Here is an 11,912-nt window from a genome sequence, read left to right as displayed (position 1 = left end):
CGCCGGATCAGGCCGAGAGCGCCTCGCCGTCCTCGGGCAGTACGCACGCGCCCGCCAGCTCGTCCAGCGACAGGTCCAGCGCGAAGGCCAGCGCCGCGATGGTGAAGAACGACGGCGTCGGCGCCCGACCCGTCTCGATCTTCCGCAGCGTCTCCGCCGAGACACCGGCCACCGCCGCCACCTCGACCATGCTGCGCTCACCACGCGCCTCACGCAGCAGCGCCCCGAAGCGCTCCCCACGCTCGCGCTCCCACGGGGTCAGCGGAGTCCTCACCATGGCGTCGAGTCTACGGCGTGCCTGACATGCTCGGGGCGTGTCCTTCGGATCACGCCGTGCGGTCGCCGCCGGTGTGCGCACCCGAACGACGCCCGCTGGGCCGGCGCGACCCGAAAGACGCCCTTGGCGCGACCACGGCACCTCGTAGTCCGCGGGCCAGTGGGGGAGCGGGGCCGGGCCGCCCGGCCGGTCGGTGTGGAGGGCCGGGCAGAGCACGACGCTGGTCGACCCCCGCGTCCGGGTGCAGGAGCCGAAGACCTCGGGCCCTGTGCCGGGGCGCGAGCGGTACTCGCTGCCGTTCCGGACGATCCTGGACCGTGATACAAATACCGGTATAAGAATTGGATCCCAGGGGAGGTTCACCATGGTCGAACTCAAGTCGGACACCGCCCTCGCCGCGATGCGCGAGGCCGGGAGGGTCGTCGCCAACGCGCTGGCGGCGGTGCAGCAGGAGGCGGCGGTGGGCGTCAGCCTGCTGGAGCTGGACGAGGTGGCGCGCGGCGTCCTCACCGCCGCCGGGGCCGGCTCGCCGTTCCTCGGCTACCGGCCCTCCTTCGCCTCCGTGCCCTTTCCGGCCGTGATCTGCGCCTCGGTCAACGACGCGGTGGTGCACGGCATCCCGGACGGCTACCGGCTGCGCGACGGCGACCTGGTGAGCATCGACTGCGGCGCCGTGCTGGACGGCTGGTGCGGCGACTCCGCCGTCAGCTTCACCGTCGGCGCCGCCCGCCCCGAGGACGACGAGCTGATCGCCGCCGCCCGGCGTTCGCTGGAGGCCGGGATCGCCGCCGCCGTGGTCGGCAACCGGATCGGCGACATCGCCCACGCCATCGGCCGGTCCGCCCGCGCCGGGCGCTACGGACTGCTCGACGGCTACGGCGGCCACGGCATCGGCCGCCGGATGCACGAGGACCCGCACGTCCCCAACGAGGGCCGCCCGGGCCGGGGTTACCCGCTGCGCCCGGGCCTGGTGCTGGCCATCGAACCGATGCTGACGGCCGGCGGCCGCGACGACTACGCCACCGACCCCGACGGCTGGACCCTGCGCACCACCGACGGCTCCCGGGCCGCCCACGTCGAGCACACCGTCGCCATCACCGAGGAAGGCCCGCAGATCCTGACAATTCCCTGACAAGTGACGGATGCCACGCGTTCCCGCCCCTCCCGCCGGAGTACCGTGCGGGGCATGAACGATCAGGACTTCACCACCCGGGTCACCGTGCGCGGCTACGAGACCGACACCCAGGGCCACCTCAACCAGGCCGTCTATCTGCAGTACGCCGAGCACGCCCGCTGGGAGTACCTCCAGGCCGCCGGGATCCGCCAGGCCGACCTCGTCGCCAAGGGCGTGGGCCCGGTGGTGCTGGAGACCACGGTCAAGTACCTGCGGGAACTGTGCGCCGGGGACACGGTGGAGATCAGCTGCGCGTTCAGCTGGCGGGAGGGCAAGACCTTCCAGGTGGTGCAGCGGCTGACCCGCGAGGACGGGGTGCTGGCCGCGGAGATCACCGGAGTGGGCGGCATCCTCGACCTGGCGGAGCGCCGGCTGGTCGGCGACCCGCGCGAGCCGCTGCGCGCCCTCGCCTCGGACCCGGGGCTACTCGGCCTCTGACCGCCCCGAGAGGAATCCCGCCCCTGCGAGGAATCCCGGGCCGGGGGGAGTCCCGAGCCCGAGAGGAATCCCGGGCCGGGGGGAGTCCCGAGCCGGGGGAGTCCCGAGCCCGAGAGGAATCCCGGACCCCCGGGCTACGCGGGCCGGTGCCGCCCGGCGGGGGCCGTCACCGTCCGGGGATGGTCGGCGGCGGCGATCAGGGCGGCCAGCCCGGTGGTCACCGGCACCGCGGCGACCAGCCCGATGCTGCCGACCAGGGTGCGGGCGATCTCCTCCGCGACCAGTTCGCTGGTGGCCACCGACACCACCGTCCGGTGGGCGATGGAGAACAGCAGCAGCAGCGGCAGCGCCGCGCCCGCGTACGCGAGGACCAGGGTGTTGACGGTCGAGGCGATGTGGTCGCGGCCGATCCGCATGCCCGTCCGGTACAGCCGGCCCGCGCCCATCGACGGGTCGGCCTCGTGCAGTTCCCAGATCGCCGAGGTCTGGGTGACCGTCACGTCGAACAGCACCCCGAGCGAGCCGATCACGAACCCGGCCAGGAGGAGGCCGCGGATCTCGATGCCGGGGTAGAGGTCGTGGATGAGCCCGGTCTCCTCCGAGGTGTTCCCGGTCAGGTGCGCCCAGGCGGCGAAGACCAGGCTCAGCACCCCGATCAGCACCATGGACACCAGTGTTCCCAGCACCGCCACCGAGGTGCGGGCGGACAGCCCGTGGCACAGGTAGAGGGCGATCAGCATGATCGCGCTGGCGCCGACGATCGCCACCAGCAGCGGGTCCGAGCCGCGCAGGATGGCGGGCAGGATGAACAGCGAGAGCACGGCGAAACTGATCGCCAGCGCGATCAGCGCGGCCACCCCGCGCCAGCGTCCGACCACCACCACGACGACGGCGAAGATCCCGGCCAGCACGCCCATCGGCAGGTTCCGGTCCACGTCCACCACGCTGTACTGGAGGTCGGCCGGGGCGTCCGGCGCGTACGTCAGGACGACCCGTTCGCCGAGCTCGTACTGCCGGGGCTCGGCCGGGTGGACGACCACGGTGAAGGTGCGGCCCCGGTCCGGGCCGTCGGTGACCTCCACGGTGTCCTGCCGGCAGGTGCCCTGGTCGGCGGGGTTGAGGTCGCTGCAGGGCAGTTCCCGGACGGCGGTGACCCTGCCGTGCCGGACCTGCTGGTCGAAGCCGACCCCGCTGTGCTGGTGGGCGGGGACGCCGTCCGGCCAGAGCACCACCATGCCGACCACCACGGCCACCGCGAACGGGATCAGCACGGCCGCGATCACCCTGCGCAGGTGCGCGGAGACCGGCGCGGCCGGCCCGTGGGCGTGCGAGTGCCCCACGGGTACGGGGTGTCCTTCGTGCCCACCGCCGTCGGGCTCGTGCTGGTGCCCGCGCCTGTGCCCGTGCCCGTGCCTGTGCCCGTGCCCGTCGTCCGGATTCCCTGCCGCCACCTCACGCCTCCTCAGATCCGCTCCACAGCACCCGAAATCATCGGCGCCTGACCGCCTGCCGTCCCGGAGGCCGCGAACCCTGGGCGCGCCGCCCGGTGGTGCACGGCACACCCCGGCGCCGGGGGAATACCCCACCCGCCACCGGCCAGCTTCCCGCATGGGCCCAAGTCCACCGCCACAGCAGACTCTTGGACATGCCGAACACCAGCCGTCGAACCGTCACCGCGACCGCCGCCGCCACCGTGGCCGCCGCCCTCGCCGTCTCCGCGCTCACCGCCCTGCCGGCCGCGGCCGACCAGGGGCACCCCCGCCGCGACCACCTCGACTGGACCGCCTGTCAGGGCCAGGCCGACCCCCGCCAGCAGTGCGCCACCGTCACCGTCCCCCTGGACTACAACGACCCGGACGGCCAACAGATCACGCTCGCGATCTCCCGCATCCCCAGCGCCAAGCCCGGCCTGCGCCACGGCGTCCTGCTGACCGTTCCCGGTGGGCCGGGCGGCTCCGGGATCGACCTCCCCGGCAGCGCGGCCAAGCGCCTCCCGCCGTCCGTCCAGGACCGGTTCGACCTGATCGGCTTCGACCCGCGCGGCGTCGGCCGTTCCGCCCCGGTCAGTTGCGGTCTGGACCACGCCGACCTGGCGATGGTCAACCTGCGCCCCTGGCCCGCCGCCGACGGCTCGATCGACGGGAACCTCGCCACCGAACGCCGGATCGCCGAGACCTGCGCCCGCAACGGCGGCCCGGTGCTGCGCAGCATCTCCACCGCCAACGAGGCCCGCGACATCGACCGGATCCGCCAGGCCCTCGGCGAGCGCAAGCTCTCCGCCTGGGGCACCTCCTACGGCACCTACGCCGGAGCCGTCTACGCCACCGAGTTCCCCCAGCACACCGACCGGATCGTGCTGGACAGCAACGACGACCCGGACCCGTCACGGGTCGGCCGGGGCTGGCTGGCCGCCTTCGGCCAGGGCGCGGAGGACCGCTTCCCCGACTTCGCCAAGTGGGCCTCGGCGCCGGACAATCCGGACCGGGTCGCGGACACCCCCGAGCAGGTGCGCCCGCTCTTCCTCGACCTCGCCGCCCGCCTGGACCACTCGCCGCTGCCCCGGCCGGGCGCCAACCCGGCCGAGCTGAACGGCAACGTACTGCGCGAGACCATGCTGGAGAGCCTGTACGCGGACGCGAAGTTCCCCGGGCTGGCCCGGCTGATGCTGGCCGGCCTCGGCCGCCGCCCGTTGCCCACCCCGGTCCTGCCTCCCGACCAGGCGGTGCAGAACACCATCGCCGTCTCCGTCGGCACCCTCTGCAACGACGTCAGTTGGCCCGCCGACCCGGCGGCCTACGCCAAGGACGTCGCCGCCGACCGCGCCGCCCGTCCGCTCACCGCGGGCATGCCGGTGAACGTGATGCCCTGCGCCTTCTGGCCGTTCGAGCCCGCCGAGCCGCCGGTGCGGGTGACCGGCCGCGGCCCGGCGAACGTCCTGCTGGCGCAGAACCTGCGCGACCCGGCCACGCCCTACGGGGGCGCGCTCAAGCTCCGCGCCGCCCTCGGTGACCGCGCCCGGATGGTCACCGTGGACTCCGGCGGCCACGACGTCTACCTGGCGAACGGGAACGCCTGCGGCGACGCGGCGGTGACGGACTTCCTGGTGACGGGCCGCCGCCCGGGCGAGGACGTGTTCTGCCCGGCGGGCTGACGCGCAGGTTTTGCCAGGGCCGGCCGACTCCACGCAGGGGCTGACGCCAGGACGGGAAGCGGCTGACACGGGGGAGACAACGGGCCGTGGGCGAACGGTCCTTGTCCCTTCGTGGACCTCCATTCGACCCCCGTACATGAGTCGAACCTGTCGCGATTTTGTGACAATAGTTCGCCAACACGCCGCCCACCGTGGGGATTCGCGGCCTTAATGTTCGAACTATGTCACCGACGAGCCGCATACCTGCCCCGGACCCGGGCGACACCTGGGTACCGCGCCCCCGGCGCCGACAGACCCCACTCGGAATCCTGCGCCATGCGGCCACCTTCCTCGGCTCCAGCGTGCTGGGCGGCGTCCTGCTGGCGGGCCTGATCCTCCCGGGGGCGGGCGCGGTCGGACTCGGGGCCAAGAACGGCGCCGAAGGCTTCGAGAGCATCCCCGACGACTTCAAGACCCCGCCGCTCACCCAGGCCACCCAGATCTACGACGCCAAGGGCGGCCTGATCGCCAAGGTCTACGAGCGCGACCGCACCGTGCTGACCGCCGAGCAGATGTCGCCGCTGATCCGCAAGGCCCAGGTGGACATCGAGGACGCGCGCTTCTACGAACACGGCGCGGTGGACCTCAAGGGCGTCCTGCGGGCGATCACCAAGAACGCCGAGAGCGGCGCCGCCGTGCAGGGCGCCTCCACCCTCACCCAGCAGTACGTGAAGAACGTCAACGTCGAGATGGCCGGGGACGATCCGGTGGCGGTGCGCGAGGCCCAGCGCAAGACCCTGGGCCGCAAGATCCAGGAACTCCGGTACGCCATCAAGCTGGAGGAGGACCTCTCCAAGGAGCAGATCCTCACCAACTACCTGAACATCACCTTCTACGGCCACCAGGCGTACGGCATCCAGGCCGCCTCCCAGCGCTACTTCAGCAAGGACGCCAAGGACCTCACCCTCCCCGAGGCGGCGATGCTTGCCGGGCTGGTGCAGAACCCGTCCCAGTACGACCCCAAGCTGCACCCGGTGGCCGCCCAGAAGCGCCGGGACACCGTGCTCGACAAGATGGTCGAGAACAAGCACATCACCGCCGAGCAGGCCAAGGAGGCCAAGGCCACCCCGCTCGGCCTCAACTACCGCGACCCGCAGAACGGTTGCATCACCGCCCAGGCCGGCATGGGCTTCTTCTGCGACTACGTCCGGCACGTCGTCAAGCAGGACCCGGCCTTCGGCAAGAGCGCCGCCGAGCGCAAGAAGCTCTGGGACACCGGCGGCCTGAACATCTACACCACCCTCGACCCGGACAAGCAGGCCGCCGCCCAGAACGCCGTCTCCACCAAGGTGTACGTCACCGACCCGGTCTCGGCGGCGATGACGATGGTCGAGCCCGGCACCGGCAAGATCCTGGCGATGGCCCAGACCCGCCCCTACGGCCTGGCGAAGGAGAAGAACCAGACCGTCGTCAACCTCAACGTGGACGCGGCGATGGGCGGCGGCATCGGCTTCCAGCCCGGCTCCAACTTCAAGCCCATCGTGGCCGCCGCCGCCCTGGAGGCCGGACTGCCGCCCACCCAGCAGTACGACTCGCCGAACCGGATGGACTGGCCGACGATGAAGACCTGCGACGGCACCTGGAAGAACCTCAGCAAGGGCAAGAAGGACGGGGTCATCCCCAACGAGAGCCCGAGCGAGAAGGGCCCGTACGCCCTCAAGCAGGCGATGGCGCTCTCCGTGAACACCTACTTCGTGCAGATGGAGCAGGAGATCGGGCTCTGCGCCGTCAAGCAGATGGCCAGCAAACTGGGCGTGACGGCCAAGGCGAGCGGCGACCCGCTCCAGGAGGTGCCGGCCCTCGGCCTCGGCACCCAGGAGGTGAGCCCGCTGACCATGGCGAACGTCTACGCGACCTTCGCCGCCCGGGGCGACTACTGCGCGCCGCTGTCGATCAACCGGATCACCACGGTGGACGGCAAGGACGTCCCGGTGCCGCCGGCCCGCTGCGACCAGGTGATGTCCACCGACACCGCCGACGTGATCAACAGCGTGCTGCTCGGCGTGACCGAGAAGGGCGGCACCGCGCGCGACCTCCGGCTGGACGACGACCGCCAGATCGCCGGCAAGACCGGCACCACGGACGAGAAGAAGTCCGCCTGGTTCACCGGCTACACCGGCAACCTGTCCGGCTCGGTCTGGCTGGGCAGCCCGGGCACCAAGGTGCCCATGCGCAACATCCGGATCGGCGGCCAGTACCAGGCCGAGGTGTTCGGGGCGACCGGCCCGGGCCCGATCTGGCAGAAGGCGATGAGCGACGCCGTCCGCACCGTGCCGGACAAGGAGTTCACCACCGTCTACATCCCGGACCCGCTCAGGCACGACCCCGGCTGCGCCACCCCCGGCACCCCGCCCGGCTCGGCCACCTGCACCGGCACGCCCAACCCGGGCCCCACCGGCAGGCCGCGCGGCACCAACCCCACCACCGCCGGCCCGACCACCCGCTACACCCCGACCACCCCACCGGACCCCGAGGACCAGTGACCCCCGGTCACCTTCCTCGTGGCCCCGCAACGGGGCTCCCGGCCTCCGGCTCGGCATGACTGTTCCCCCTGTAGTTCGAATGATCTGGGCGGGGTGATGTCACCGGGTCGGAGGCCTCGGTAGACCTCTGACAAGGGCAGCCTCTGACAGGGGCAGGACCACCGGTTCGCTGGAAGGCTCTTCGTCACATGGATGCCGACTGACTGATGCCACACCAACGGGGCCGGGACAGCACGAGCTCGTGAGGGATCAGCGTGATCGACACCGGCGAGGTGGAACACCACGGAACCGCCGTGACCCGGGCCGGCAAGCGGGTCTTCGACAAGCGGCTGCCGAACAGCGAGCCCCAAATGCGGGCCAGGCTGGGCAAGCTCACCGCCAAGCACGGCACCGTCCTGATCGTCGTCAACCAGCCCGCCTCCATCGGCGCCCTGCCCTGGCAGTCCCCTGGGACGCCGGCTGCCTCGCCGCCCACCTGCCCGGCCTGACGATGCGCCGAACCGCCGACCTCTACCCCGGCGGGGCCAAAACCGACGCCCCGCGACGCGGCCATCATCGCGGAGGCCCTCCCACACCCCGCGCGGCATCGAACTCACCGACGAGACCATCGCCGAGCTGGAGATGATCGTCGGCTTCGACGACGACCTCGCAGGGAAGGCGATCCGCATCGCCAGCCGCCTGCGCGGATTGCTCACCCAGGGCCACCCGCACCTGGAGCGAGCGCCCGGCCGCAGAACCACCGGGCGATCCTGGCAATGCTGGAGCGGTTCGGCTCGCCGGTCGCCCTGCGCACGGCCGGACGCCGCCGCCCGCTCAACGTCGCCCGGCCCCTGGCCCCGCGCATGTCCGAGCGCCTCGTCGAGGACATCCTCACAGCCCTCGACGAGCAGACCGTGATCGTCCCGGGCACCGAGGCGGCCGGGCTGATCGTGCCGAGCCTGGCCGGCTCCCTGCGGGCCCTCCTCGCCCAGCTCAGGCTCCTGGAGAAGCGGATCCAGGAACTACTGGACGAGCACCCGCTCTCGAAAGTCCTCACCTCTATGCCCGGCATCGGGACCAGAACAGGCGCCCGCGTCCTCATCGACGTCGGCGACGCGAGCATGTTCCCAACCGCCGCCCACCTCGCCTCCTACATCGGCCTCGCTATCCCGCGACCCGCAGCTCCGGATCCTCCATATGCGGCAAGCAACCCTCCCGCCGCGGCAACAAGCAGTGCGTCACCGCCGGCTCCTGATTCTCGATCGGCTACCTGGTCGTCTGCCTGATGCCCGGCCCCGGCGTCGACGCCGCCCAGACACGCAGGACTACTCGCGCCAGAGCCCCTGCATGCCCGCCAGGTGGCCCACTGCGGTGCGGGGACGACAGGTCCATCACAGCCATCTCCAGCTTCCGGCCCGGTTGGCCCCGGCGAGTGCGAAGAGCACGGCTCGCGCCCAGTGAACAGGCGGCGCAGAAGCGCTGACCCCCGCGAGTGCGGGGAGGAGTTCACCGGCCTCGCCCCCGGCACCACGTACACCGGCTGACCCCCGCGAGTGCGGGGAGGAGTGGGTGAGCACCGAGAGCGGCGCTTTCATCTGCGGCTGACCCCCGCGAGTGCGGGAAGGAGGGGGTCGTGTCGTAGGCCATCCCGAACTCGGTCGGCTGACCCCCGCGAGTGCGGGGAAGAGCGGGTTCCACAACAGGCGGGCGATGATGTCGCCGGCTTACCCCCGCGAGCGCGGGGAGGAGAACCACGTCATGGTCGCCGGATCCGTCCAGCGGGCTGACCCCCGCGAGTGCGGGGAGGAGCACCATCGCAACACCGTGAGGGCCCGGTTGGCCGGCTGACCCCCGCGAGTGCGGGGAGGAGGCGTACTCAACGAGCGCGGGGATTCCGGACTTCGGCTGACCCCCGCGAGTGCGAGGAGGAGGCGCTGGACTCCGCGCTCGCCGGTGACGGCTGACCCCCGCGAGTGCGGGGAGGAGGACCGACGTCTACCGAATGCGCATGCGGTCTACGGCTGACCCCCGCGAGTGCGGGGAGGAGGCTTCGCCCAGCTGAATACGAGGGTTGACCCCCGGCTGACCCCCGCAAGTGTGGGGAGGACGGCCTGATCGTGAGCGAGCGCCCGCGCGGGTACGGCTGACCCCCGCGAGTGCGGGGAGGAGCCGCCCACCGGCCTCGCGCCCCCCTCGGCACGGCTGACCCCCGCGAGTGCGGGGAGGAGCCGCCCACCGGCCTCGCGCCCCCCTCGGCACGGCTGACCCCCGCGAGTGCGGGGAAGAGAGTATCCCTATGACCACTGACCCCTCCACCGACGGCTGACCCCCGCGAGTGCGGGGAGGAGATCGGGCCAGGACGAACCGGTCTGGTCACGGCACGGCTGACCCCCGCGAGTGCGGGGAGGAGCTACGAGGAAGGCCTGCACGAGGTCTCCGCGATGGCTGACCCCCGCGAGTGCGGGGAGGAGTGGACGGCGTAGTCCCAGTACAGGCGGTAGTCCGGCTGACCCCCGCGAGTGCGGGGAGGAGCAGGTCTGCGCGTAGCAGGCCGCGGCCCGGGCCGGCTGACCCCCGCGAGTGCGGGGAGGAGCTGGGAGGCGCAGCGAAATGGCCTCGGTGTCTCGGCTGACCCCCGCGAGTGCGGGGAGGAGAGGAGTCTGACGGGCCGTCAGGCCGGATGGGCCGGCTGACCCCCGCGAGTGCAGGGAGGAGGACACCGCCGCCGGACATCCGGCGACGGCTGTTGGCTGACCCCCGCGAGTGCGGGGAGGAGCGCGACGCACGCTTCTTCACCAGCCCCGAAGACGGCTGACCCCCGCGAGTGCGGGGAGGAGTGGCCCCCGACGCTGCAACCGCGCTGCGCCGGCGGCTGACCCCCGCGAGTGCGGGGAGGAGGGCGAGGTGGAGTGGGGCGACGGCTGCTACTCCGGCTGACCCCCGCGAGTGCGGGGAGGAGCCGACGAGGCCGAGCTCCGCGTCGGTCTTGACCGGCTGACCCCCGCGAATGCGGGGAGGAGCCCAGGGCGACGGTGGTGCGCCCGGCTGCCAGCGGCTGACCCCCGCGAGTGCGGGGAGGAGATGGACAGCACCACCCGCGCGGCCGTCGAGGCCGGCTGACCCCCGCGAGTGCGGGGAGGAGGAGGGCGCCGGCGGGGCCGCCGCCTTCGCGGCCGGCTGACCCCCGCGAGTGCGGGGAGGAGCGCCGCCCGCAGGTCGGGGACCAGCGCCTCGGCGGCTGACCCCCGCGAGTGCGGGGAGGAGCGCCCCCGGCTCGGTAACCACGAGCGCGACGGCGGCTGACCCCCGCGAGTGCGGGGAGGAGTGCATCGAGCCCCCCGCCCTGATCGGCCGCACCGGCTGACCCCCGCGAGTGCGGGGAGGAGATGGTCTGCCAGTGCGGAGTCGTGACTGGTCCCGGCTGACCCCCGCGAGTGCGGGGAGGAGGAGTCGAAGGGGGAGCGGCGCCTGCCGGAGGTCGGCTGACCCCCGCGAGTGCGGGGAGGAGGGGCGACCATTCGCCCCGCCCGTATCGCTGACCGGCTGACCCCCGCGAGTGCGGGGAGGAGCATGCCAGCCTGTGGATAACTCCGGCATTCGGCGGCTGACCCCCGCGAGTGCGGGGAGGAGGTCAACATCGCTGCCAGCACGGCCGGCAAGGGCGGCTGACCCCCGCGAGTGCGGGGAGGAGGCCCGTACGCGCCATCAGGTGTTCCCGCTGATCGGCTGACCCCCGCGAGTGCGGGAAGGAGATGGGCAAGCCCCAGAGACCAGCCCTCTGGCGCGGCTGACCCCCGCGAGTGCGGGGAGGAGGCCTTGTACGGCTATCGCGAGCTGCTGTGGGACGGCTGACCCCCGCGAGTGCGGGGAGGAGTCACGTTCAGCCGGTGGGTTGGCATCGGGCTCCGGCTGACCCCCGCGAGTGCGGGGAGGAGCAGTATCTCGACCTCCCGATGGAGATCGAGGGCGGCTGACCCCCGCGAGTGCGGGGAGGAGATCAGGACGCCGACGACCGCGCCACCGAGGTCCGGCTGACCCCCGCGAGTGCGGGGAGGAGTCCCGGTCCCGCCCCCGGCCGAGGACTGGATCCGGCTGACCCCGCGAGTGCGGGGAGGAGATGTATCCGGGCCACCCGTAGCCCGCGCACTCCGGCTGACCCCCGCGAGTGCGGGGAGGAGCGCTGGAAGGCGGCCCACGCGGCGGCGGCGTCCGGCTGACCCCCGCGAGTGCGGGGAGGAGGTGACCCCGCGGTCGCCGCAGGCGTTTTTGAACGGCTGACCCCCGCGAGTGCGGGGAGGAGGTCGTGTCGATCTCCCCGTTCGGGTCGGTGTACGGCTGACCCCCGCGAGTGCGGGGAGGAGAGGTGCTCGG

Annotated in this window: 6 protein-coding genes, 1 pseudogene and 2 CRISPR repeat arrays (1 of these 9 only partly in view); of the genes and pseudogenes, 5 read left to right on the top strand and 2 right to left on the bottom strand. The window is 72.6% G+C overall.

Features of this window, described 5'->3' with window-relative positions; genetic code table 11:
* Positions 1-7: 7 nt before the first annotated feature.
* The gene (locus ACZ6Z8_RS04345; protein WP_030285102.1) at positions 8-277 is read right to left on the bottom strand and encodes a helix-turn-helix domain-containing protein; all 270 of its coding nucleotides are present in this window, start codon (positions 275-277) and stop codon (positions 8-10) included.
* Positions 278-641: 364 nt separating this feature from the next.
* Between ACZ6Z8_RS04345 and map the strand changes: the two genes are divergently transcribed.
* On the top strand, positions 642-1,409 hold the full coding sequence (gene map / locus ACZ6Z8_RS04340; protein WP_465606172.1) for a type I methionyl aminopeptidase: 768 nt from the start codon (positions 642-644) through the stop codon (positions 1,407-1,409).
* Positions 1,410-1,463: 54 nt separating this feature from the next.
* Complete coding sequence (locus ACZ6Z8_RS04335; protein WP_402818028.1) at positions 1,464-1,889, top strand: acyl-CoA thioesterase; 426 nt, start codon at positions 1,464-1,466, stop codon at positions 1,887-1,889.
* 134 nt (positions 1,890-2,023) lie between these two features.
* Here the strand turns inward: ACZ6Z8_RS04335 and ACZ6Z8_RS04330 are convergent, their stop codons facing one another.
* Positions 2,024-3,499, bottom strand: coding sequence for a YibE/F family protein (locus ACZ6Z8_RS04330; protein ID WP_465606170.1), 1,476 nt, complete (start codon positions 3,497-3,499; stop codon positions 2,024-2,026).
* Between the two features lie 35 nt (positions 3,500-3,534).
* On the opposite strand from ACZ6Z8_RS04330, the gene ACZ6Z8_RS04325 reads away from it, so the two are divergent.
* The 3 genes and pseudogenes from ACZ6Z8_RS04325 to ACZ6Z8_RS04315 all read left to right on the top strand — a co-directional run.
* Positions 3,535-5,040 carry an alpha/beta hydrolase gene (locus tag ACZ6Z8_RS04325; protein ID WP_465606168.1) on the top strand — a complete coding sequence of 502 codons (1,506 nt, stop codon included), beginning with the start codon at positions 3,535-3,537 and terminating at the stop codon, positions 5,038-5,040.
* Positions 5,041-5,261: 221 nt separating this feature from the next.
* Positions 5,262-7,562, top strand: a complete 2,301-nt coding sequence (locus tag ACZ6Z8_RS04320; protein ID WP_465606166.1) for a transglycosylase domain-containing protein — start codon at positions 5,262-5,264, stop codon at positions 7,560-7,562.
* A gap of 248 nt (positions 7,563-7,810) precedes the next feature.
* A pseudogene (locus ACZ6Z8_RS04315) lies at positions 7,811-8,775 on the top strand (IS110 family RNA-guided transposase); the annotation flags it as partial.
* A gap of 242 nt (positions 8,776-9,017) precedes the next feature.
* Positions 9,018-11,598: a CRISPR direct-repeat array (repeat unit 29 nt; unit sequence CGGCTGACCCCCGCGAGTGCGGGGAGGAG).
* Between the two features lie 91 nt (positions 11,599-11,689).
* Positions 11,690-11,912: a CRISPR direct-repeat array (repeat unit 29 nt; unit sequence CGGCTGACCCCCGCGAGTGCGGGGAGGAG) (it continues 783 nt past the right edge of the window).

Source organism: Kitasatospora sp. NPDC101108, assembly GCF_055584725.1.
Note: the sequence above shows the minus strand (reverse complement) of the source record. Positions and strands in the feature narration are given on the sequence as shown.